The 22,061-nt window shown below is 67.4% G+C and carries 26 protein-coding genes; 10 read left to right on the forward strand and 16 right to left on the reverse strand.

What is annotated here, in order from left to right:
* The gene (locus ABDW31_RS02555) at positions 1-570 is read right to left on the reverse strand and encodes a DUF1579 domain-containing protein (RefSeq protein WP_184716312.1); all 570 of its coding nucleotides are present in this window, start codon (positions 568-570) and stop codon (positions 1-3) included.
* Between the two features lie 32 nt (positions 571-602).
* A complete protein-coding gene (locus ABDW31_RS02560) occupies positions 603-1,292 on the reverse strand; it encodes a TMEM175 family protein (RefSeq protein ID WP_184716310.1) in 690 nt (229 codons plus the stop codon).
* A gap of 99 nt (positions 1,293-1,391) precedes the next feature.
* Between ABDW31_RS02560 and ABDW31_RS02565 the strand changes: the two genes are divergently transcribed.
* On the forward strand, positions 1,392-2,159 hold the full coding sequence (locus tag ABDW31_RS02565) for a hypothetical protein (RefSeq protein WP_184716308.1): 768 nt from the start codon (positions 1,392-1,394) through the stop codon (positions 2,157-2,159).
* Positions 2,159-2,629: a GNAT family protein gene (locus ABDW31_RS02570; protein ID WP_184716306.1), complete on the forward strand. Its 471-nt coding sequence runs from the start codon at positions 2,159-2,161 to the stop codon at positions 2,627-2,629. Before ABDW31_RS02565 ends, ABDW31_RS02570 begins: the two co-directional genes overlap by 1 nt.
* Positions 2,630-2,745: 116 nt before the next feature.
* On the opposite strand, the gene ABDW31_RS02575 is transcribed toward ABDW31_RS02570, so the two are convergent.
* The 3 genes from ABDW31_RS02575 to petA are packed head-to-tail and all read right to left on the reverse strand — an operon-like array spanning position 2,746 to position 5,449.
* Positions 2,746-3,600 carry a cytochrome c1 gene (locus ABDW31_RS02575; protein WP_184716304.1) on the reverse strand — a complete coding sequence of 285 codons (855 nt, stop codon included), beginning with the start codon at positions 3,598-3,600 and terminating at the stop codon, positions 2,746-2,748.
* 5 nt (positions 3,601-3,605) lie between these two features.
* A complete protein-coding gene (locus tag ABDW31_RS02580) occupies positions 3,606-4,892 on the reverse strand; it encodes a cytochrome b/b6 (protein ID WP_184716302.1) in 1,287 nt (428 codons plus the stop codon).
* Positions 4,893-4,897: 5 nt separating this feature from the next.
* Entirely contained in the window at positions 4,898-5,449 is a 552-nt protein-coding gene (gene petA, locus ABDW31_RS02585) for a ubiquinol-cytochrome c reductase iron-sulfur subunit (RefSeq protein ID WP_184716300.1), read from the reverse strand.
* 203 nt (positions 5,450-5,652) lie between these two features.
* On the opposite strand from petA, the gene ABDW31_RS02590 reads away from it, so the two are divergent.
* Positions 5,653-6,111 (forward strand): tRNA (cytidine(34)-2'-O)-methyltransferase, encoded by a 459-nt coding sequence (locus tag ABDW31_RS02590; RefSeq protein WP_184716298.1) that lies wholly within the window; start codon positions 5,653-5,655, stop codon positions 6,109-6,111.
* 125 nt (positions 6,112-6,236) lie between these two features.
* On the opposite strand, the gene ABDW31_RS02595 is transcribed toward ABDW31_RS02590, so the two are convergent.
* A complete protein-coding gene (locus ABDW31_RS02595) occupies positions 6,237-6,659 on the reverse strand; it encodes a hypothetical protein (RefSeq protein ID WP_172269934.1) in 423 nt (140 codons plus the stop codon).
* A gap of 96 nt (positions 6,660-6,755) precedes the next feature.
* Positions 6,756-7,481 (reverse strand): glycosyltransferase family 2 protein, encoded by a 726-nt coding sequence (locus tag ABDW31_RS02600; RefSeq protein WP_172269936.1) that lies wholly within the window; start codon positions 7,479-7,481, stop codon positions 6,756-6,758.
* 169 nt (positions 7,482-7,650) lie between these two features.
* Here ABDW31_RS02600 and ABDW31_RS02605 point away from each other — a divergent pair, with 169 nt between their 5' ends.
* The 3 genes from ABDW31_RS02605 to ABDW31_RS02615 are packed head-to-tail and all read left to right on the forward strand — an operon-like array spanning position 7,651 to position 10,609.
* The gene (locus ABDW31_RS02605) at positions 7,651-9,351 is read left to right on the forward strand and encodes a glycosyltransferase family 39 protein (RefSeq protein WP_184716296.1); all 1,701 of its coding nucleotides are present in this window, start codon (positions 7,651-7,653) and stop codon (positions 9,349-9,351) included.
* The gene (locus tag ABDW31_RS02610) at positions 9,348-10,247 is read left to right on the forward strand and encodes a hydroxymethylglutaryl-CoA lyase (RefSeq protein WP_184716294.1); all 900 of its coding nucleotides are present in this window, start codon (positions 9,348-9,350) and stop codon (positions 10,245-10,247) included. Before ABDW31_RS02605 ends, ABDW31_RS02610 begins: the two co-directional genes overlap by 4 nt.
* Positions 10,244-10,609 carry a hypothetical protein gene (locus ABDW31_RS02615; protein ID WP_184716292.1) on the forward strand — a complete coding sequence of 122 codons (366 nt, stop codon included), beginning with the start codon at positions 10,244-10,246 and terminating at the stop codon, positions 10,607-10,609. The genes ABDW31_RS02610 and ABDW31_RS02615 overlap by 4 nt, the downstream gene beginning before the upstream one ends.
* 3 nt (positions 10,610-10,612) lie before the next feature.
* Here ABDW31_RS02615 and ABDW31_RS02620 read toward each other — a convergent pair whose 3' ends face one another.
* Genes ABDW31_RS02620 through ABDW31_RS02640 form a run of 5 tightly spaced genes read right to left on the reverse strand, consistent with a single transcriptional unit; the run spans position 10,613 to position 14,770 of the window.
* Positions 10,613-11,539 carry a glycosyltransferase family 2 protein gene (locus ABDW31_RS02620; RefSeq protein ID WP_184716290.1) on the reverse strand — a complete coding sequence of 309 codons (927 nt, stop codon included), beginning with the start codon at positions 11,537-11,539 and terminating at the stop codon, positions 10,613-10,615.
* Positions 11,539-13,512, reverse strand: a complete 1,974-nt coding sequence (thrS, locus tag ABDW31_RS02625; RefSeq protein WP_184716288.1) for a threonine--tRNA ligase — start codon at positions 13,510-13,512, stop codon at positions 11,539-11,541. The genes ABDW31_RS02620 and thrS overlap by 1 nt, the downstream gene beginning before the upstream one ends.
* A complete protein-coding gene (gene yidD / locus ABDW31_RS02630) occupies positions 13,509-13,763 on the reverse strand; it encodes a membrane protein insertion efficiency factor YidD (protein WP_184716286.1) in 255 nt (84 codons plus the stop codon). Before yidD ends, thrS begins: the two co-directional genes overlap by 4 nt.
* A gap of 55 nt (positions 13,764-13,818) precedes the next feature.
* Complete coding sequence (locus tag ABDW31_RS02635) at positions 13,819-14,283, reverse strand: iron-sulfur cluster assembly scaffold protein (protein WP_184716284.1); 465 nt, start codon at positions 14,281-14,283, stop codon at positions 13,819-13,821.
* A gap of 25 nt (positions 14,284-14,308) precedes the next feature.
* Positions 14,309-14,770, reverse strand: coding sequence for an SRPBCC domain-containing protein (locus ABDW31_RS02640; protein WP_184716281.1), 462 nt, complete (start codon positions 14,768-14,770; stop codon positions 14,309-14,311).
* 123 nt (positions 14,771-14,893) lie between these two features.
* Between ABDW31_RS02640 and ABDW31_RS02645 the strand changes: the two genes are divergently transcribed.
* A complete protein-coding gene (locus ABDW31_RS02645) occupies positions 14,894-15,181 on the forward strand; it encodes a GIY-YIG nuclease family protein (protein ID WP_184716279.1) in 288 nt (95 codons plus the stop codon).
* 67 nt (positions 15,182-15,248) lie between these two features.
* On the opposite strand, the gene ABDW31_RS02650 is transcribed toward ABDW31_RS02645, so the two are convergent.
* On the reverse strand, positions 15,249-16,010 hold the full coding sequence (locus ABDW31_RS02650; RefSeq protein WP_184716277.1) for a 3-oxoacyl-ACP reductase: 762 nt from the start codon (positions 16,008-16,010) through the stop codon (positions 15,249-15,251).
* Positions 16,011-16,015: 5 nt separating this feature from the next.
* Positions 16,016-17,407, reverse strand: a complete 1,392-nt coding sequence (gene cysS, locus ABDW31_RS02655) for a cysteine--tRNA ligase (protein ID WP_343698259.1) — start codon at positions 17,405-17,407, stop codon at positions 16,016-16,018.
* A 198-nt stretch (positions 17,408-17,605) separates the two neighbouring features.
* Here cysS and folE point away from each other — a divergent pair, with 198 nt between their 5' ends.
* On the forward strand, positions 17,606-18,244 hold the full coding sequence (gene folE, locus ABDW31_RS02660) for a GTP cyclohydrolase I FolE (RefSeq protein ID WP_184716273.1): 639 nt from the start codon (positions 17,606-17,608) through the stop codon (positions 18,242-18,244).
* Between the two features lie 119 nt (positions 18,245-18,363).
* Here folE and ABDW31_RS02665 read toward each other — a convergent pair whose 3' ends face one another.
* Entirely contained in the window at positions 18,364-19,248 is an 885-nt protein-coding gene (locus ABDW31_RS02665; RefSeq protein ID WP_184716271.1) for a DUF817 domain-containing protein, read from the reverse strand.
* A gap of 63 nt (positions 19,249-19,311) precedes the next feature.
* Here ABDW31_RS02665 and hisI point away from each other — a divergent pair, with 63 nt between their 5' ends.
* Together hisI and ABDW31_RS02675 are read left to right on the forward strand one after the other, a co-directional pair.
* Complete coding sequence (gene hisI, locus ABDW31_RS02670; RefSeq protein ID WP_184716269.1) at positions 19,312-19,746, forward strand: phosphoribosyl-AMP cyclohydrolase; 435 nt, start codon at positions 19,312-19,314, stop codon at positions 19,744-19,746.
* The gene (locus ABDW31_RS02675) at positions 19,733-20,359 is read left to right on the forward strand and encodes a LysE family translocator (protein WP_184716267.1); all 627 of its coding nucleotides are present in this window, start codon (positions 19,733-19,735) and stop codon (positions 20,357-20,359) included. The genes hisI and ABDW31_RS02675 overlap by 14 nt, the downstream gene beginning before the upstream one ends.
* A 1-nt stretch (position 20,360) precedes the next feature.
* Here the strand turns inward: ABDW31_RS02675 and ABDW31_RS02680 are convergent, their stop codons facing one another.
* Positions 20,361-22,058 carry an alkaline phosphatase D family protein gene (locus ABDW31_RS02680; protein WP_184716265.1) on the reverse strand — a complete coding sequence of 566 codons (1,698 nt, stop codon included), beginning with the start codon at positions 22,056-22,058 and terminating at the stop codon, positions 20,361-20,363.
* Between the last annotated feature and the right edge of the window lie 3 nt (positions 22,059-22,061).

The raw sequence follows: 22,061 nt of genomic DNA on the forward strand, positions 1-22,061 counted from the left end.
CTATTTCGGCCCCACCTCGCCCGCGGTGGGCCAGGCGCTGTCGCCCACGCGCTTGAGGTTCATCTCGAAGAACTGCACCGGCGCCTGGCCTGGCACGATCCGCTCACCGATCTCGCGCCAGGCGCCGTCCTTCATCACAGCGGTGTAGCGAATGGTCATCGGTCCGGCCGGGATCTCCCAGGTATAGCCGTCGGCGGTCAGGGCCAGCTTGAAATCGCCGGCCTGGCCCATGGCGTAGGAGCGCATGCTGTACACGCCGGTGTTGGGCTCGAAGGAGATCACGCCCAGGGCATTGAAGCCGGTCGAGCCGTCGGGATTGTAGCCGCGCCCCTCAACCACCTTGACCGAGCCGCCCAGCAGCGGGCCGATGCGTTCGGCCTGGGTGATGTCGTGACGGCCGGTGGGGCCGACGTTCCAGGCCGGGCCGCGCCAGGTTCCGTCCATCCACGAGAGCTTCTTCATCGCCTCGGTCTGGGCGGCGATCCGCACAGCCGGATCCGGCGGCATCTGGGCCTGGGCGGCGCCCGCGACGGCGGCGGAAGCAAGAAGGACGGGCAGCAGGCGTCGCATAGAATTCCCCGGAATGAGTTTCGAGAACCTTGTTACGCGGGCGACGTCCCGTCAACGGGCTGGCGGGCGATCAGCCGCGCGCGCACGCCAATCGCTGCGGGAATGAGCCAGTAGGCGAAACCGGGCAGCCACGGGACCTTGGCGAAAGGCCCCAGCGTCAGGCCAGCCGACAGCAGGCCGCTGGCGGCGGCGATCAGCCAGATCTCGTGGCCGGCCCGGATATCGGCCCGCCGCTCGACCGGCACCTCCAGGCGGTCGGCATGATTTCTGGCGCGGGCATAGAGCGCCGCGAACAGTCCCGCCAGGACCGCGAAGCCGACGCCATAGATCCGGAAAAGGTCGTGCAGATCGCCCGCCGAGCGGATGATCTCGGCGCCCGGCAGCCAACCGCGCGACACCCAATGGAAGCCGGTCTCCAGCAAGATCCTCAGCGGGAAGACGTAGACCAGCACCGTGAAGACGATGGCCAGGGCGTTCAGGGTCGACAGGCCGTCCCGGCGGGGGACCAGGCGGCCATATTCGCGATAGGCCAGCCAGAACATGGCGATCAGGGCGAAGGCGCCCAGCGAGGCGGGGATCCTGCCCAAGGCGCGCCATAGGGCGTCGAGGCTGGTGGTCGGCTCGGCACCGGCGATGATCAGCAGAGTGACGGCGAAGGCGAAGGCCGCGTCGACAAAGGCGTCCAGCCGCTTGCCGGTTTCCAGCTCCGGATCGTGCGCCATGTTCGCCCCCTGCCCCAAGTCGCGCAGCATGACGACGAAGAACAGCGTTTGTCGAGCGCCTCTGTCGCGCGGACCGCACAGCTGCGCTAGGCTGATTGCATGCGTCGTCGCACCGCTCCTCTCGCCCTGGCGTTCTCGTTGTCCCTGACGGCCGCCGCGCACGCCGGCGAGACCGCCTGCTGGTTCGAGAACGGCGCGGTCGTGGCCCCGGCCGTGATCGGCGACATGGCCGGCGACTACGTCATCGACCTCTCCGCGCCCCGCACCCTGCTGCACGAGACCAAGGCCCAGATGGCCGGCATCGTGGAGCCCGAGCTAATCCTGCCCGTCCAAGTCGCCGGGCTGAAGGCGCCGTCGGTGTCGGTGGCGATCGCCGACCTGGACGCGCGCGGGGCTGGCTTCGTCACCCCGATCGCCGGCGTCATCGGCATGGACGTGCTGGCCGGCCACAGCATCGAGATCGACTTCGCCGCCTGCCAGGTGCGGATCGACCGTCCCTGGCGCGCCCGGACGCAGGCCGTGCTGCCCGTGGAGGTGGTCGACGGCCTGCCCACCGTGGTCGCCAGCGTCAGCGACGGCCCTCGTGTGCTGCGCGGCGCCTTTGCCATCGACACCGCCTCGCGGGCCATGGTGCGCCTCTCCAGCCGCGACGGGGCGGCCAGCGGCAAGCTGGATCCCAAGGCCCGCCACAAGGCGCCCGCGTCCTTGCGCGCCCTGTCGCTGGGCGGGGTGCTGGCCGAGAACGTGCCCGCCACCCTCGCCGAGGACCTGCCCGCGGGCGTGGCCGGAACCCTGGGCGCGGGCCTGTGGGCCCGCCACCGCCTGCATCTGGCCGCCGACGCCCGCACGCTGTCGGTCGCCCCCTGATGCTGGTCGAGGCTACGGCCGAACATTTCGCCGCCCTGCTACGCGATCAGGCGCCAGAAGGCCTGACGCTCTGCGACAGCCCCCTCGCCCCGCCCGAGGTGCTGGAGATGCTGGCCGGGCTGGCGGACCAGATCCGCCCGCTGTTCTGTCCCGCCGCCTGGATGATCGTCGAGGATGGCGAGATCGTCGGCCTGCTATCGCCGACCCGGCCGCTGGACGCTCGCGATCGGTCCCTACACATCGGCTACGGCGTCGCCCCGACGCGGCAGCGGCGCAGCGTCGCCACCCGCGCCGTCGCCGACCTCATCGCCTGGGCCCGCCAGGACGACCGCGTTCTGGCCCTGACCGCCGAGACCTCGGTCGACAATCCCGCCTCCCAGGCCGTGCTCTCGCGCAACGGCTTTCAGGCCGTCGGAGAACGGGTCGACGACGAGGACGGACCCGTCATCGCCTGGCGACTGGACCTATAACCGACAACGAAAAAGGCCCGGCGTTTCCACCGGGCCTTTCCGTATTCGGTTGCGGACGTGTCGCCCGGAGAGCGTCAACGCGCCCCATCTTTAGGGCTGAGCCCGCTCAGGCAGGCTCAGTGCGACTCGTTGCGCCACACGGTCTTGTAGCTGGCGTAGAGCAGACCCGACAGAATGATCAGGTACAGCAGGACGGCGAAGCCGGTCTGCTTGCGCTCTTCCAGCTTGGGCTCGGCAGCCCACATCAGGAAGGCCGAGACGTCCTTGGCCTGCTGTTCGACGGTCGACTTGGTGCCGTCGTCGAAGGTGACCAGATCGGCCTTCAGCGGCGGGGCCATGGCGATGAAGCCGCCCTGCGGGACGTTCTTGTGATCGCCATGCCAGGCCGAGGTCAGGTCGCCCGGGAAGTACGGGTTGTAGTGACCGCCGGTCGGGACCGTCAGGCCCTTGGGCGGGTTCACGTAACCGGTGACCAGCGAGTAGATGTAGTCCGGACCGGCCGAACGGGCCTTGGCCAGCAGCGACATGTCCGGCGGCAGGGCGCCGCCGTTCGAGGCGCGGGCCGCGGCGTCGTTGGCGAACGGCGCGGGGAAATAGTCCGCGCTGGTCGCCGGACGCTTGATGGCGTCACCGGTCTCGCTGTCGATGTCGTTGACCTCGTAGTCCTTGGCGATCGCCTTGACCCACGGGTTGTCGTTCGGGTTCGGGTACTTCTTGCTGAAGAACGGCGCGCCCTTGTCACCGAGGTTGCGGAAAGCCACCAGCTTCATCGAGTGGCAGGCCGCGCAGACTTCGCGATAGACCTTGTAGCCGCGTTGCAGCTGGGCCTGGTCGTACGAGCCGAACGGGCCTTCGAACGACCAGTGGACGTCCTTGGCGTGCTTGGCGCCGCCGTTGGCGAGGGCCGGGCCGGCGATGCCGGCCGTCAGGATGCCGACCGCCGCCGCGATAACCGAGAGTTTGCGGAGCATCGGGATCAACCCTTCTTGGCGTCGGCCGACAGGGCCGGCGAGGCGATCGAGTCCGGAACCGGCAGGGTCTTTTCGACGAGACCCAGGACGGGAAGAACGACCAGGAAGAAAGCGAAGTAGTAGAGCGAGGCGACGCGGCTGAGCCACACGAAGCTGTTCAGGTCGGAACCCATCAGCTGGAACGTGGTCAGGTGCGGGATCACCGGATCGTCGGGCAGCTTGGCGCCGCAGAAGCCCAGGATGATGCAGACCACCAGGAAGAACACGAAGTAGATCTTCGCGGTCGGGCGGTAGCGCATCGAGCGCACCTTCGAGGTGTCCAGCCACGGCAGGGCGAACAGGCAGGCGATGGCGCCGAACATGGCCAGCACGCCCATCAGCTTGTCCGGAACGGCGCGCAGGATCGCGTAGAACGGCAGGAAGTACCATTCCGGAACGATGTGCGACGGCGTCACCAGCGGGTCAGCCGGGATGTAGTTGTCGGCGTGGCCCAGGGCGTTGGGCATGTAGAAGACGAAGAAGGCGAAGAGGATCAGGAAGACGCTCATCGCGAAGCCGTCCTTCACCGTTGCGTACGGCGTGAAGGGAACGGTGTCGGCCTTCGACTTCGGGTCAACGCCGGTCGGGTTGTTCTGGCCGACCACGTGCAGGGCCCAGATGTGCAGGATCACGACGCCCGCGATCATGAAGGGCAGCAGGTAGTGCAGCGAGAAGAAGCGGTTCAGGGTCGGGTTGTCGACCGCGAAGCCGCCCCACAGCCAGGTGGTGATGCTCTCGCCCACCAGCGGCAGCGCGCCGAACAGGTTGGTGATGACGACGGCGCCGTGGAACGACATCTGGCCCCAGGGCAGGACGTAGCCCATGAAGGCGGTGGCCATCATCAGCAGATAGATCACGCAGCCCAGCAGCCACAGCACTTCGCGAGGCGCCTTGTAGGAGCCGTAGTACAGGCCGCGCAGCATGTGGATGTAGACGGCGATGAAGAACATCGACGCGCCGTTGGCGTGCATGTAGCGGATCAGCCAGCCGTAGTTCACGTCGCGCATGATGTGCTCGACGGAAGCAAAGGCGCCCTGAGCGCTCGGGTTGTAGTGCATCACCAGGATGATGCCCGTGATCAACTGCGAGGCCAGGCACAGCGACAGGATGCCGCCGAAGGTCCACCAGTAGTTCAGGTTACGCGGCGTGGGGTAGTCGACGAACGAGTCATAGCCCAGGCGCACGATCGGCAGACGGGCGTCGAGCCAGCGCTCGATACCGGTCTTCGGTTGATAGGTCGAATGTCCGCTCATATCGCTTAGCCGATCTTGACCTTGGTGTCGGTGAGGAAGGCGTATTCCGGAACCACCAGGTTCGTGGGCGCGGGGCCCTTACGGATACGACCCGAGGTGTCGTAGACCGAGCCGTGGCACGGGCAGAACCAGCCGCCGTACTCGCCACCGCCGAAGGTCGGCACGCAGCCCAGGTGGGTGCAGTTGCCGCCGACGATCAGCCAGTTGTCCTTGCCCGGCTTCACGCGCGAGGCGTCCGTCGCCGGATCCTTCATCGAGGCGCTGTCGTCAGCCACGGCCTTGGCGATCTCAGCCTTGGTGCGGTTGCGCACGAAAAGCGGCTTGCCGCGCCACTTGACGGTCACTTGCTGACCTTCGGCGACCTTGGTCAGGTCGAACTCGACCGAGGCCAGGGCCCGCGTATCGGCGGAGGGGTTCATCTGATCGATGAACGGCCACACCAGCGCCGCACCGCCGCCAGCGGCGGCTGCGACAGCAGCGATGTGAATGAAGTCGCGCCGGGAGGGATCGCTCCCGTGTTCCGGCTCAGTCGTTGCGCCCACGGCGGTGTCGGCCACCCAAGTCACCCTTCAATTCAGCCGGCCCGCGAACGGCCCCGCTAGGAGGAGCGTCTTGCGACGCTACATAATTGCTCGACCCGCAAGCGGATCTCCACCACAAGGCAGCGGTTGGCTCGACCTATCGGACGCGCGGACGAAGTCCGCAAGCCCTTTCGATTCGTGGCAAAGCCCCTGCTGCCTTTGTGGTTGGATCGCTTATTATGCGCATCGCACTTTTTCAACCAGGCATTCCCCAAAACGTCGGGGCCGCCATCCGTCTGTCGGCCTGTTTCGGGGTCGGCCTGGATGTGATCGAGCCCTGCAGTTTCCCGTTGGACGACAAAAGCTTGAAGCGCGCGGCCCTGGATTACGGGCCGCTTACGCATCTTCAGCGTCATGACAACTGGGAGACATTCCTTAAGGCGCCGGAACGGGCCGAGGGCAGGCTGCTGCTGTTCACCACCCGCGGGGCCACGCCCTTCCACAGATTTGAGTTCCAGGCCGGCGACACCCTGCTGTTCGGCAACGAGAGCCGCGGCGCGCCCGAAGAGGTGCACCAGGCCGTCCAGGGCCGGATCGTCATCCCGATCCGGGCGGACACGCGCTCGATGAACCTGGCGACGACGGCCGCCATGGCGCTCGGCGAGGCCCTGAGGCAGACGGGCGGGTTTCCGGAGTAGGCAGCAAGCGCCCCCTCCGGCCCTTCGGGCCACCTCCCCCGCTCCCCAGGGGAGGAAAGGTTTCATCCTCCCCCGAGCACGGGGGAGGTGGCGGCGAAGCCGACGGAGGGGGCGCTCAGCCGCTCTCAGTGATCCCCGAAATCCACGTCGCGGCGCGCGGCGACGATGGTCACGATGAAGCCTGCCAGCACGTCCAGCAGCACCATCAGGGTGACCAGGAAGAAGGTCGAGGTGGCGAAGGCCGGCAGCAGCAGGAATTCCACCAGGCAGATGATGAACAGCACCATCGACAGCGAGTGGTTGATGATGGCGATCCGGCGGCTGGTGGTCGATTTCAAGAGCTCGACGAACAGCACCACCAACGAGGCGGCCAGCAGCAGGTCGCCCAGGCTGACGGCCCACTCGGCGCGCGAGGTCATGTGGATGGTGAACAGCGTGTCGCCCATCCTCAAACCCGCGTCGGCGGCCTTGAAGCCGCCCGCCAGGGTCAGGACGATCAGGTTGTAGATCAGCACCGGCAGGGCCAGCAGCGGAACCGCGGCGAACATCGAGCTTCCCCCTTTGGCACGCGGAGAGATCGCCGTGCCATGGTTAAGCCGTAGCCGGAATTTCGCCCCCGGTGAAGTCCGCTCGCGTACCGCGCGCTACGCCTCGTCCACACCCTGGGGATTGCGAGCTCGGGTCTGCAGCCACATCACGCCCATCAGGTCCGACACAGAGGCCTTCAGGCGGCCGAAGTTGGTGTATTTCGACACGCCCGTTTCGCGGTGGCGATGGTTCACCGGCTGGAAAGCCACGTCATAGCCCTCGCGCAGCATCAGCGCCGGGATGTAGCGGTGGATATGATCGAAGTACGGCAGGCGCAGGAAGGCCTCGCGCTTGAAGGCCTTCAGCCCGCAGCCGGTGTCGTTGGCCGTGTCCTTCAACAGCCGCTTGCGCACGCCGTTGCCGAACTTGGAGGCGAAGCGCTTGGCGTTGCTGTCCTGGCGCTTGACCCGCTCGCCGCCGACGAGCGCGAGGTTCTCCGGACCGGCCTGCAGCGCTTTTGCCAGACGGGGCGCATCGGCAGGGTCGTTCTGGCCGTCGCCGTCCAGGGTGACGACGATCGGGGCGCGGGCGGCCAGCACGCCGCTGCGTACGGCGCGGCTCTGGCCCGAGTTCTTGCGATGGCCCAGCACGCGCAGCTGCGGGATCTCGGCCTTCAGCGCCACCAGCAGGGCCTTGGTGTCGTCGCGACTGGCGTCGTCGATGAAGATCATCTCGTAGTTCTCGCCGGCGAAGGCGGTGGCGATCTCGCGCGCCAGGCTGGGCGCGGCGCCGCCTTCGTCGAAGACGGGCACGACGACGGAAAAGTCGGGGGTAGCGGTCATCGCCCTCTAATACCGGAAAAATTCGCCAAAGCCTGTCCTTTTCAAAAGCACGCTTTTGAAAAGGATAAACAGGATTTGCTTCAATAACTTAGAGCGCGATTACCGCCGAAACCGGCCTCCACTTTCGGCTATCGCGCTCTGACGAAAGGATCGTGCTAAAGCTCATCCTATGACGCTTGAATCTCGCCTGGATGACTGGAGCCGTGGGTGGCGCGGCCCCCTGTTCGCCGCGCTGGTGGCGCTGATCGCCAGCCTGCCCGGCCTGATCGCCATGCCGCCGCTGGACCGCGACGAGTCCCGCTTCGCCCAGGCCACCTCGCAGATGCTGGAAACCGGCGACTACGTCGTCATCAAGTTCCAGGATCAGCCGCGGTTCAAGAAGCCGGTCGGCATCCACTGGATGCAGGCGGTGAGCGTCAAGGCGTTCTCCGACGAGGAAGACCGCCGGATCTGGGCCTATCGCCTGCCCTCGCTGCTGGGGGCGATGCTGGCGGCCGCGGCCCTGGCCTGGGGCGCAGCGGCGCTGTTCGACCCGCGCACCGGCCTGATCGCCGGTTCGATCCTGGGCGCGACCTTCCTGCTGTCGACCGAGGGCCTGATCGCCAAGACCGACGCCATGCTGTGCGGCACGACCACCCTGGCCATGGCGGCCCTGGCGCGGGTCTACGCCGCCCAGCTGAAGGGCGAGATGGCCGGCAAGTGGACCAAGCTGGCCTTCTGGATCGGCATGGCCCTGGCGGCGCTGATCAAGGGGCCCGTGGGCATGCTGGTGGCGATCTTCGCTCTGGTCGCCCTGGCCATCTGGGACCGCAAGGCGCGCTGGATGAAGGACCTGGGCTGGACCTGGGGCCTGATCCTGTTCGCCGCCATCGTGCTGCCCTGGGCGATGATGATCACTGTGGCCACCGACGGCGCCTTCTGGGGCGCAGCGGTCGGGGCGGACCTGGCCCCCAAGCTGGCCGGCGGCCAAGAGGGCCACTCGGGTCCGTTCGGCTATCACGCCCTGCTGGCGCCGCTGCTGACCTTCCCCGCCACCCTATTGCTGCCGGCCGCCTTGGTGCTGGGCTGGATCAAGCGCGACGAGCCGGGCGTGCGTTTCGCCCTGTGCTGGCTGATCCCGACCTGGCTGATGTTCGAGATCCTGCCGACCAAGCTGGTGCACTACGCCCTGCCCGGCTACGGCGGCTTGGCCATGCTGATGGCTGCGACCGTGCGTGAGCCGTTAGGCCCGCGCGTGCGCTGGATCGGCGCGGGCCTGTCGGTCTTCATCGGCGCCCTGCTGGCCGCCGTCGCCGTCTATGGCCAGGTGACGTTCGGGACCAACGGCGATCTGGTCTGGACCGCCCTGGCCGCTCTGCTGGCCCTGGCCGCTGGGATCACCGGCGCCGTCCTGCTGTTGAAGAAGGGCTCGGTCCGCGCCCTGGTCACGGCCGGCGCCCTGGGCATCGCAGCCCACATTGCCCTGACCGCCGGCCTGATCCCGCGCCTGCAGCCGCTGTTCCTGTCCAAGGACATCACCCAGGCCCTGGACCAGGCCCGCCTATCGCCGCGCTCGGGCGCCGCCGGCCCCGTGGCGGTCACCGGCTATGCCGAGCCCAGCCTGATCTTCCAGCTGGGCACCGCCACCGAGCTGACCACCGGCGAAGGCGCCGCCGACGCGATCGCCGAGGGCCGCCCCGCCGTGGTCGAGGCGCGCGAGGACAAGCCGTTCCGCGACGCCCTGGCCGCCCTGGGCCTGACCCCGCGTCCAGTCGCCACCGTCGAGGGCCTGAACTATTCCGACGGCGATCAGGAAAAGCTGACCATCTATCGCGGCGAGCCCCGCGCCCTGCCGCCCGAAGAGGCTGTTGAAGAAGAGGTCACCCGATGAGCCGCTTCATCGAGATCGTCGAGGTCGGTCCGCGCGACGGCCTGCAGAACGAGAAGGCCCTGCTGTCGGTCGATGAGAAGCTTGACCTGATCCGCAAGCTGGAGGCCGCCGGCGCCCGACGCACCGAGGTCGTGTCATTCGTCAATCCGGCCCGCGTGCCGCAGATGGCCGGGGCCGAGGACATCATGGCCGCCCTGCCCCAGGACCCCATGCGCTCGCGCATCGGCCTGGTGCTGAATATGCGCGGCTGGGATCGCTGCATCTCGACCGGCTGCGACGAGGCCAATGTCGTGGTCTGCGCCTCGGACGGCTTCGGGGTGAAGAACCAGGGCGCAACCGTCAGCCAGCAACTGGATGCGCTGGCCGCCATCGCCGAGCGCCGCGCCGTGGAAGGCGGACCGCCGATCACCGCGACGATCTCGGTGGCCTTCGGCTGCCCGTTCGACGGCGAGGTGTCGGAAGACCAGGTCGTGGCCATCGTCCGCGAAGCCGCCGCCCTGAACGTGGCCGAGATCGCCATCGCCGACACCATCGGCGTCGCCGATCCCTGGACCGTCCGCCAGCGCATCGCCGCCGCCAAGGCCGCCGCGCCGGACACCAAGCTGCGCATGCACTTCCACGACACCCGCAACACGGGCCTCGCCAACGCCTATGCCAGTGTCGAGGCCGGGATCGACGTGCTGGACGCCTCGGTCGGCGGCCTGGGCGGCTGTCCGTTCGCGCCGGCCGCCACCGGCAATATCGGCACCGAGGATCTGGTCTACATGCTGGAACGGGCCGGCTTCGAGACCGGTTACGACCTTGCGGCCCTGATCGCGATCGGCCGTGAGATCAGCGAACGCCTGGGCAAGACCCCCGCCTCGTCCCTGGCCCGCGCCGGAGGCTTCCCCGCATGATCCGCCTGCCCGTCCTGCTGCTGCCCCTCGCCCTCACCGCCTGCGCGGCGGCGCCGATCGAACAGCCGGTGGTGGGCCGGTGCGACGTGACGATCAAGTTCGGCAGCTACGGCATGGGCATCGACCAGGACGTCTCGACCCGCGTGACGGCCGCCGTGAAGACCGACCGCGACGTGGCCGGCAGCGAGAGCAAGCCGTGGGGCAAGGAAGGCGAGTACGATCTCTGCCTTGCGACGAAGCCGGGTCGAGCCGCCGCAGTGTACGAACGCTATCGCGCGATGCTCCCGCCGCGCGGCCTGAAGGCCCCGACCTCTATCGAGGGTCCGGATGGAATGAGGTTCGAGTCGATTGCGCCGATGTAGCGCCTAGATCGGCCGCCCGGTCAGCTTCCACAGCAGCGGGCGCGAGATCGACATCAGCACGATGGCCGGGGCCAGCAGCACGGCGGCGGCGAACAGCTGCAGGCTGTCGGCGCGCTTGATGAAATAGCGGGTCAGGCCCACGCCCTTGTGGAACTCTACCTTCATCGGGTGTTCCAGGCTGGTGTGACCCAGGTGGATGACCTCGGCCTGCGGCTGGAACAGCACCTGGCCGCCGGCCCGGCGCGCGCGCCAGCACAGGTCGATGTCTTCGACGTGCAGGAAATAGCCTTCGTCAAAGCCTTGCAGGGCGTCGAAGTCGTCGCGGCGCATGGCGAAGCAGGCGCCGGAGATGGTCGGCATCGGCGCGGGACCGGCCGGCAGCGGCTCGTTCTCGCGGTGGATCTCGAAGCCGGCCAGCTTGGGATAGCGGCGGGTCAGCTGGCCGAAGCTCAGCACGGTGGTGACCGGGGTCACCTCGCCGCGCCGGCCGCCGCGCTGCTCGCTGCCGTCGACGTTCATCACCCGCGCGCCGACGATGGTCGGGGTCGGCTGGCCCTTGAAAGCCGTGACCAGGGCCGCCACGCAGCCGGGCTGCAGGTTGGCGTCGGGATTGAGGAAGACGATGTGCTCGCCGCCGGCCGTGATGGCGCCCAGGTTGGCGCCGCGGGCGAAGCCCACATTGCCATGCCCCTGGCGCAGCACCACGCGCGGCTCGGTCAGGGCCAGCGAGCGCAGCATGTCGGCGTCCTCGGGCGAGGAGCCGTTGTCGACGATGACGAACTCATCGACCAGCGCCTCGGCCAAGACATGCCGGATGCTCTCGGCCAGCGCTTCCCCCGTCCAATAGACGACCATGACCACGGACACGTTCGGGCGCGCCGGACGAGCGCCGGCGGTGAAGGTCGTCATGGACGGGAGAATGCTGTTCATCAGGCGGTCGCCGCCTCCGCTTGGGCCTCGGCGCGGGCGCGCTTGACGTCCGGCGGGGTGGCGTCGTCGGCCAGCACGCGCAGAGCGTCTTCCAGGGACAGAATGCTCTGGCCTTCGCCGCCCAGGCGACGCAGGGCCAGATGCCCCGTTTCAGCTTCCTTACGTCCGATCACCGCGATCACAGGCACCTTGGCGAGGCTGTGCTCGCGAATCTTGTAGTTGATCTTCTCATTACGCAGATCAAGCTCCGCGCGCATACCCAGTTTGGTCAACTTCTCGACGACCTGGCGGGCATAATCGTCGGCGTCGGAGGTGATGGTGGCCACGACCACCTGGGTCGGCGCCAGCCACACGGGCAGAGCGCCCGCGAAGTTTTCCAACAGAATGCCGATGAAACGCTCGAAGGACCCCAAGATGGCTCGGTGAAGCATCACGGGACGCTTCTTGGAACCATCTTCCGCAACGTATTCGGCGTCCAAACGTTCCGGGAGAACGAAATCAAGCTGCAGCGTGCCGCACTGCCAGACCCGGCCGATGGCGTCCTTCAGCGAGAACTCCAGCTTCGGGCCGTAAAACGCGCCCTCGCCTTCCTGCAGCACCAGCGTCTCGCCGGCCGACTCGGCGGCGGCCGACAGGGCGGCCTCGGCCTTGTCCCAGACCTCGTCGGTACCGGCCCGCAGCTCCGGACGCGTCGAGAACTTGGTGTCGGCCAGCTGCATGCCCAGGTCATCATAGACACTGCGCAGCAGCTCGATGAAGCGGGCGCTTTCTTCCGTCACCTGCTCTTCGCGGCAGAAGATGTGGGCGTCGTCCTGGGTGAAGGCGCGCACCCGCATGATGCCGTGCATGGCGCCCGACGGCTCGTAGCGGTGGCAGGCGCCGAACTCGGCCATGCGCAGCGGCAGCTCGCGATAGCTCTTCTGGCCGACATTGAAGATCTGGATGTGACCCGGGCAGTTCATCGGCTTGACCGCCAGGATCTCGCCCTCGGCGCTCTCGCACATGAACATGGCGTGGCCGAACTTCTCGGCGTGGCCCGACTTCTCCCACAGGCTGCGATCCAGGATCTGGGGGGTCTTCACTTCCTTGTAGCCGGCCGCGTCCAGGCGACGGCGCATGTAGTCTTCCAGCACGCGGTACAGGGCCCAGCCCTTGGCGTGCCAGAACACCATGCCCTTGCCCTCTTCCTGGATGTGGAAGAGGTCCATGCTGCGACCCAGCTTGCGGTGATCGCGCTTCTCGGCTTCCTCGATGCGCTTCAGGTGCGCTTCCAGGTCGGCTTCCGAGGCCCAGCTGGTGCCGTAGATACGCTGCAGCTGGGCGTTGTTCTGGTCGCCGCGCCAGTAGGCGCCGGCCAGCTTGGTCAGCTTGAAGGCCTTGCCGACATGCTTGGTCGACGGCAGGTGCGGCCCGCGGCACAGGTCCTTCCAGTTGCCCTGGCGGTAGACCGTGATGGTGTCCGTGCCCGGCAGGTCACGGATGATCTGGGCCTTGTACTGCTCGCCGATGCCGTCGAAGTGGGCGATGGCTTCGTCGCGGTCCCAGACCTCGCGCGTGATCTTCTCGTCGCGATCGACGATCTCCTTCATGCGCTTTTCGATCTTTTCCAGATCGTCCAGGCTGAACGGCTCGTCGCGCGCGAAGTCGTAATAGAAGCCGTCCTCGACGTTCGGACCGATCGTCACCTGGGTGCCGGGGAACAGCTCCTGCACCGCCTCGGCCAGCACGTGGGCCGTGTCGTGGCGGATGGTGTCGAGCGCCTCGGGCGCCTCGCGCGTCAGGATCTCGAACTTGCGCTCGCCGGTCAGCAGGTCAGGCGTCAGGGCGCGGTCCAGGTCCAGCACCTGGCCGTCCAGCTTGATCAGCAGCGCCTTCTTTTCCAGCGACTTGGAGATGGCGGCGGCGACGTCGCGTCCCGTCGAGCCATCGGGGTACTGACGCGCCGAGCCGTCGGGGAAAACCAGATCGATCATTCTTCACATATCCACTTGCGTGGCTGGCTTCGCGGCGGCGGCGGGTCATAGCCCGAACCCCCAAACGGATTGCAGCGGCAAATCCGGTGTAAAGCCAACCAGGAACCCTTGAGCGGGCCATGATCCTTGAGGGCGGCCGCCGCGTACTCCGAACAGCTCGGCGCGAAGCGGCACTGACGCCCGATGAGAGGCGAGAGCGTCGTCTTGTAGGCCCGCAGGCCCAGGTCGACGGTGCGTTCGTAGAGAGTCATGCCGGCGCGCGACTGTTTGTTGCAGTGCGGTTACACCACCCCGGAGGGGGCAGGATCAAGCCGCGCCGGCGGTGCTAGTTCGTGTTTGGGGCGCGGCTGTGGCCTTCTGGACAGCCTCGACCGTCGCCTCGAACGCCAGAAGCGTCGAGGCGTGACGAGCGGGATAGTCCTTGACCGGCTCCAGCACGGCGAGCTCCGCAAACCGGCCCACAGGGTGCGAACCGTTCGACTTCAGCATAGCGGCAAGCGAGTCGCGCGCCAACTCGATGTCGGAAAGACCTGCGCCAATGACGTTGGCGCCCAGAACAGCGGCGGCGGCCTGGCCCAAGGCGCAGGCCGAAACGTCCTGGGCGAAGTCGGCGACCTTGCCGTCGGCGTCAAGCATCACGTCGACCACGATCGTGCTGCCGCACAGCTTGGCCGTCTTCTCGGCGCTGGCGTCCGGCGCGGCCAAGCGTCCGGCGCGCGGCATATTGGCCACGAGCGTCAGGATCTTGGCGCTGTAGAGATCGTCGATCATCCCAAACCTTGAGAAAGGAGCGTCCTTAAGATGGGGTGCTCTGGCGCTCGATCCAGAGCGCTTCGGCGCGGTCGCGCACGGCCTCGCCCATCTGCGTGAAGGCCGCTTTCAGCTTGCGGCGGTCGTCGCGGCTGACGAAGCGCAGCAACAGCCCCATGAACAGCTCGCCGTTCGAGAAGGTCGAGCTGGTCGGCCCCATGTTCTCGATCTCGAGATAGCGGATCGCGGTGACGAACCCGCCCAGGCGCTTGGACCGCCAGTGCAGCTGTTCGTACGGCACCCAGTCCTGGACAATCGGCGCGATGACGATCGGGGTCTCGCCAGGCAGGTGCTGCTCCAGGCTCAAGGCCGTGCCGATCTTCAGCTGCCCCTCGGCCTTCTTGTACAGCGGGTTCCACTGGTGCCAGGTCTCGAAGTCCGAGACGATCTCCCAGACGATCTCAGCGGGAGCCTGGACCCCGATACGGTGTTCGACGGCGCGTTGCATGGCTGGGACTTAGCACCACCTCCAACTCCGGCTCAACGCCTTCCCCCAAATCCGCTCATCCCCGCGCAAGCGGGGACCCAAGCCGAGATTGCCAGCGAATAACGTTCGCCATACGTTCTCACCATGATCTTCGCAGTCTACATTCTGGCGAGCAGGCCGTACGGCACGCTCTACTGCGGTCACACGGATGATCTGACCAGGCGTATCTGGGAGCACAAGCAGAAGGTGCGTGGGGGCTTCACCACAAAATACGGCGTGGATCGGCTCGTCTGGTACGAAATGGGAGACACGCGTGAAGGCGCCTTCGCCCGAGAACGACAGATCAAGAAGTGGAACCGGGCGTGGAAGATCGAACTGATCGAAACGCTGAACCCGACTTGGGCCGATCTCTATGAGACCCTGAACTGTTAGCTCGGCTTGGGTCCCCGCCTGCGCGGGGATGAGCGAGTTTTGGGGATTGGAAAGGTGGAACGGGTCTCTAGTCCCTCACCAGCCCGCCATCCACCACCAGATTCTGGCCCGTCACCGCCCGGCTCCAGGGTGAGGCGAAGAACAGGACGGCGTCGGCGAATTGCGCCGGGGTGGTGACCTGGCGCAGGGGTGTGCTCTGGGCGATCAGGTCGAAGATGGCGTCGGGCGTGGCGGCGCTGGCGTCGGTCGTGCGCAGCAGTCCGCCCGAGACCATGTTTACGGTGATCCCAGACGGACCAAGGTCCGCGGCGGCCGTGCGGGTCAGCGACAGCAGCGCGGCCTTGGCGGCGGTGTAGTCGTGATAGGGCACCACCGGGTTCTGGAACAGGTTGGTGCCGACATTGACGATGCGGCCATAGCCGGCGGCTTCCATCGCGGGCGCGGCGGCCTGGATCAGGTTCAGCGCGCCGCGCAGGGCCACGTCGATCTGGCCCGCGAAGTCGTCCCAGCCGATCGTCTGGATTTTCTCGCGGGCGTCGCCGTTGAAGCTGAAGTCGCCGATGGCGTTGTTGATCACCGTCGTGATGTGGTGGCCGAAGTGCTCGGCCGCCGCATTGACCAGGCGGCGGGCCTGGATCGGGTCGGCGACGTCGGCCTGGATGGCGACGGCGCGCTGGCCCAGGTCCTCGACGAGCGCTTTCGCCTTCTCCTCGCTGCGGCGGTAATTGACCACCACCTGGGCGCCGTTCTCGACGAAGGCCCGGGCGATCGCCGCCCCCAGGCCCCGGCCGGCGCCGGAGACCAGGACGACCTGCTGTTCGAAGGTCATGCGGCTTAGTCCTTCATGCGCCAGGTGGCGCCGGCCGGACCGTCCATGACCACCACGCCCAGGGCGTCGAGTTCGCCGCGGATGGCGTCGGCGGCGGTCCAGTCCTTGGCGGCGCGCGCCGCGACGCGGCGGGCCAGCAGATCCTCGACCTGGGCCTTCAGCTCATCGGAGGCGTCGCCTTCGAACCAGCTATCGGGATCGGCCTGCAGGAAGCCCAGCAGGGCGCCGGCCTCGATCAGCCGGGCCTTGTTGGCGGCGATGGCGGCGGTGTCGCCAGCAGTGACGGCCTTCTCGATCAGGCTCGACACCTCGAACAGGGTCGAGGTCGCCAGCGGCGTGTTGAGGTCGTCCATCAGGGCCGCGATCGTGTCTTCCGGAGCCTCCATCGCCTGGTCCATCGGCACGTCCTTGGCGCGGCGCAGGGCGCCGTACAGGCGGTCCAGCGACTTCTTGCTCTGCTCGATCAGTTCTGGCGTCCAGTCCAGCGGCTGGCGGTAATGGGCCGACAGCAGCGCCCAGCGGATCACCTCGCCCGGCACCGTCTTCAAGAGCTCGTGCGGGATGATGACGTTACCCAGGCTCTTGGACATCTTCTCCCCGCCCATGTCGAGGAAGCCGTTGTGCAGCCAGTAGTTGGCCAGCACCGGCGCATCATGGGCGCAGCGGCTCTGGGCCACTTCGTTCTCGTGGTGCGGGAAGGTCAGGTCGATGCCGCCGGCGTGGATGTCGATGGTCTGACCCAGGGTCTTGTCGATCATGGCCGAGCACTCGATGTGCCAGCCCGGACGGCCCGCGCCCCAGGGGCTTTGCCACTCGGGCTCATTCTCCTTCGACGGCTTCCACAGCACGAAATCGGCTGGGTGGCGCTTGTAGGGCGCGACCTCAACGCGGGCGCCGGCGATCATCTCGTCCAGGTCGCGACCCGACAGCTGGCCGTAATCGGCGAAGCTCTGGGTGTCGAACAGCACGTGGCCCTCGGCGGCGTAGGCGCTGCCGTTCTCGACCAGCTTGCCGATCATCTCGACGATCGCGCCGATGTGGTCGGTGGCCTTGGGCTCCAGATTGGGACGCAGCGCGCCCAGCGCGTCGGCGTCCTCATGATAGGCGGCCAGGTAGCGGTCAGTGATGACCTTGATGTCGACGCCTTCGTCAGCGGCCTTCTTGTTGATCTTGTCGTCCACGTCCGTGACGTTGCGGGCATAGACCACCGCGTCCTCGCCGTAGAGGTGGCGCAGCACGCGATACAGGACGTCGAACGCCACCACGGGGCGGAAATTGCCGATGTGGGCGTAGTTGTAGACCGTGGGTCCGCAGACATACATCGTCACGCGATTGCGGTCGGCGGGGACGAAGTCGCGCTTCTCGCGCGCCATGGTGTCGTGGAGCTTCAGGGTCATTGGGTCGCGGCAACCTGACGTAGGGTAGTGGTTGCTCCGGATGGAGCACGGCCCCATATAGCTTCCAGATACGGTCAGGGCCACGTCGCGATGCGTCTAATTCGCTCGGCCGACCGTATGAGAAACGGGTGGCACGCGTAATTCCGGGGCGATGGGCGTTCCGGCGCAACTCAGCCCGTGGAAAGACCCCCTCATCACATGGACGCACTGACCCGCGAGCGAACCCTGATCGGCGCTGAAGACAACGCTGCTCTTGATCTTGAACCCGCCCAGCGCCCCACCAAGGACGAGGCCATGGCCGCTGTCCGGACCCTGCTGGCCTGGGCCGGCGACAATCCGGATCGCGAAGGCCTGCTGGACACGCCCGAGCGCGTCGTCGAGGCCTATGGCGAGTGGTTCGCCGGCTATCACGGCGATCCAGCCAAGGAACTGAGCCGCACCTTCGAGGACGTGCAGGGCTATGACGACATGGTCATGCTGCGCGGCATCGATGTGCAGAGCCACTGCGAACACCACATGGCGCCGTTCCTGGGCAAGGCCTGGGTCGCGTACATGCCGACCGGCAAGGTCGTGGGCCTGTCGAAGCTGGCCCGCCTGGTCGAGATCTACGCCAAGCGTCTCCAGACCCAGGAGACCATGACCATGCAGATCGCCGACGCCATCGAGGACCACCTCTCGGCCGCCGGCGTCGCCGTGCTGATCGACGCCGAGCACCAGTGCATGTCGACGCGCGGCGTGAAGCACCACGACGTCTCGACGATCACCACCCAGTTCCGCGGCGTGTTCAAGACCGACAAGGTCCTGCAGCAGCGGTTCATGGATTTGGTGAAGAAGTAGGATCAGCTTCTGGCCCCCTCCGCGCTTCGCGCTCCTCCCCCAGAGGGGGAAGACGGATCACCGTCTGCCCCCTTCGGGGGCGGACGACCGCGAAGCGGTCAGGTGGGGGCGAGTAAACTCTAGGCCGCTCGCCAGATCCCCTCGCGCAGCCGCGCCACGCACGCATCGACCGGGCGGTGCACCAGCGTCACCAGCACGAAGCTGATCAGCATCAGCAGATACCAGGCGCCCATCTTCTCGAACGGCACCATGTGCCAGCCCGCCGTCTGGCTGGGATAGATCCAGGCCCCGGCGAAGGTGCCCAGGTTCTCGGCGAACCAGATGAACAGCGACACCAGGGTGAAGCCCATGATCAGCGGCATCCGGCGTGGCGTGACGTCCGGCGTGAACACCACCCAGCTGCGCCCGAACAGCACCGCCGACAGGGCGAACAGGCCCAGCCGCATGTCCGGCATGTAGTGGTGGCTGAAGAAGTTGACGTAGGTCAGGACCGCCAGGATGTGGGCGCTCCAGAACGGCGGGTAGCGGATGAAGCTGAAGTCGAACAGTCGCCAGACACGCGCGATGTAGCTGCCGACGCAGGCGTACATGAAGCCGGTGAACAGCGGCACGCCGCCGATGCGCAGCAGGTTGTCCTCGGGATAGATCCACGAGCCATGGGCGGTCTTGAACAGCTCCATGACCGTCCCGACCACGTGGAAGATGAAGATCACCAGGGCCTCGTCCCAGCGCTCCAGCTTCAGCGCCAGCAGCGTGGCCTGGATGGCGACGGCGGCGATGACCAGGAAGTCGTAACGCGCCAGCGGCGCGCCCGCCGGCCAGAACAGATGCGTGCCGACCAGCAGCGCCAGCATCAGCCCGCCGAACAGGCAGGCCCAGGCCTGTTTCAGCCCGAACAGCAGGAACTCGTAGGCATAGCCGTTCCAGCGCGATCGACGCGCCCAAGGCCGGGCCCAGACATCCAGCGCCGCGACGGCCGCCTTGATGCGATCTTTAAGGTTCATCTCTTCCCCGCAAGAGTGCGCGGAACCTAGCGCAAACACCCCCTCCTGCGCCATATGTGGCCCATGAGCACCGCCCTGTTCCCCGAAATCCACGACAAGCACGACCTGGAGCGCGGCAGCGCCCTGGCCCCGCGCTTCAATGCCGACGGCCTGATCGTGGCGATCGCCCAGCACGCCGACACCGGCGAGATCCTGATGCTGGCCTGGATGAACGACCAGGCCCTGAAGCTGACGGTCGAGACCAAGATCGCCCACTATTTCAGCCGCTCACGCAACGCACTCTGGAAGAAGGGCGACACCAGCGGCCAGCTGCAGGACGTGGCCGAGCTGCGGGTCGACTGCGACCAGGACGCCGTGCTGCTGAAGGTGCGCCCGCGCGGCGACGGCGGCGCCTGCCACGTCGGGTTCCGCTCGTGCTTCTATCGCGTCTGGGAAGACGGCAAGCTGGTCGAGCGGGAGCTGCCGCCACCGGGAGACTGCGGCCATGACCACACCTGAGGCCCTGATCGCCTTCACCCTGGCCGCCGGCCTGCTGACCCTGACGCCGGGCCTGGACACCGCCCTGGTGATCCGCACCGCGGCGGCCGAGGGTCCGCGCCGGGCGGCCGGGGCGGCGATCGGCATCGGCCTGGGCTGTTTCATCTGGGGCGCGGCCGCCGCTTTCGGGGTCGGGGCGCTGCTGACCGCCTCGGAGATGGCCTACACCGTCCTGAAGTGGACCGGCGCCCTGTTCCTGACCTGGACCGGGATCCGCATGATCCTGAAGCCCCGCGACCAGTTCGAGCCCGGCGAGATGAAGGCCATCGACGCCGGCCCCATCGCGGCGCTGCGCCGGGGCCTGCTGACCAACCTGCTCAATCCCAAGGTCGGGATCTTCTACGTCTCGTTCCTGCCCCAGTTCATGCCGGCGGGCGTGGATCCCGCCCGCTTTGGCCTGTTGCTGGCGGCGATCCACGTGGTGCTGGGCCTGGCCTGGTTCGCCGCCCTGATCGCCGCCACCGTCCCGATCGCCGGCCTCCTGCGCGTGCCGGTCGTGGTCCAGTGGCTGGACCGCGTGACCGGTTGCGTCTTCGTGGCGTTCGGCCTGCGCCTGGCGCTGGAGCGCCGCTGAGCTAGACCTCCTTCAGCGCCTCGACGCCGCCGTCCGCCGCCGGGGTCACCTCGAAGCGTTTCAGCACGCTGGTGGTGTAGGTCGGCTCGTAGATCGTCGAGACGGCCATCATCTCACCGGTGGCCTTGCCGTGCTCCAGGGTCAGCAGCAAGAAGCCCTTGGCGCTGGCGTGGGCGTATTTCACTTCCTTGTTGCGCTGGATGATCGCCTCGGCGACCGGCACGCCCGGCAGGGCGTCGCCATAACCGGGCGAGGTGATCGAGGTCGCGCCGAACTCGGCCGCCACGCGGGTCTTGCCCGCGTCGTCCCACAGCTCGTTGGCCCAGAACATGTGGCTGTCGCCGGCCAGCACGATCGGACGGGCCTTGGCGGCGGTGAAGATGTCGTAGACCCGCTGGCGGTCGGCCGGATAGCCGTCCCAGGAGTCGAGGTTCGACGGGACGTCATAAGCCGAGATGGCGACCGACTGCAGCACGGCCTTGCGGGCGTAGTCGTTCAACTTGCCCAGCAGGGTGTTGAAATTAGCCTCGCCCATGGTGGTCTTCAGGTTGGGCGCGGCGACGCGGGCCATGACCACCTGGTTGCCCAGCACCTGCCAGGCGGTGTTGTTCTTGACCGAGGCGCCGACCTGGCTGGCCAGCCACTTCTGCTGGTCCTGGCCCATCATCCGCTGCTCGGGCGATTTCCACTTGGCCACGAAGCCTGCGACGTCGGGCTTGCCGTCCACGATCTTCAGGTCGGCTTCGTAGGTCAGCTCCTGGGTGCGGCCCGACAGGCGGGTCTCGACCATCAGCAGGCTGGCCACGTCGCCGAACTGGAAGTCGCGCCAGGCGGCTTCCGGCAGGCTGCCGTGCGCCTCGCGGATGGGCATCCACTCGTAATAGGCCTTCAGCGCCGCGGCCTTGCGCACCGCCCAGTCGCCTTCGGTCTTGGGATCGTGGTTCTCGGCCCCGCCAACCCAGCTGTCATTGGCGGTCTCGTGGTCGTCCCAGACCACGATCCACGGCGCGCGCGCGTGGGCGGCCTGCAGGCGGGGGTCGGACTTGTACTGGGCGTGACGACGGCGATAGTCGTCCAGCGACAGGATCTCGGTCGCCGGCTGGGGCGCGCGCGCCTTCGAGGTCGGCGAGCTCATGCCGTAGTCGTCGGCCGCGCCGCCGTATTCGTAGATGTAGTCGCCCAGGTGCAGCACCGCGTCGACGCGCGGCAGCTTGGCGATGGCGTCATAGGCGTTGAAGTAGCCGTTCGGATAAAGGGCGCACGACGCCACCGCCAGGACGACGTCCTTGGTCTTGCCCTGGGGCAGGGTGCGGGTGCGGCCAACGGGCGAGACCACGCCGCCCGACTTGAAACGGTACCAGTACTCGGTCGCGGGCTTAAGGCCCTGGCCGTCCAGGTCGTGCTTGACCGTCCAGTCGCGGCTGGCCCGGGCGCGCAGGCCCTTGCTGGTGCGCACCAGGGTCTTGAAATCGGGGTCGGCGGCGACTTCCAGCATGACGTCGATGTCGCCGGTCGTGGCCGTCTTCGGGGTTACGCGGGTCCAGAAGATCGCGGACGTCGCGCTCGGATCGCCGCTGGCCACGCCATGCTCGAAGGCCACCGGGCCCTTGTACTCGCCGACCGTCTGCGCGGCCGCTTCGCCGGCGGCGACGGTGGTCAGGCCCAGCAGGCCGAGCAGCTTACGTCGATCAATGGCCATCAT

It is taken from the genome of Caulobacter sp. (assembly GCF_039596335.1).
Lineage (GTDB): Bacteria > Pseudomonadota > Alphaproteobacteria > Caulobacterales > Caulobacteraceae > Caulobacter.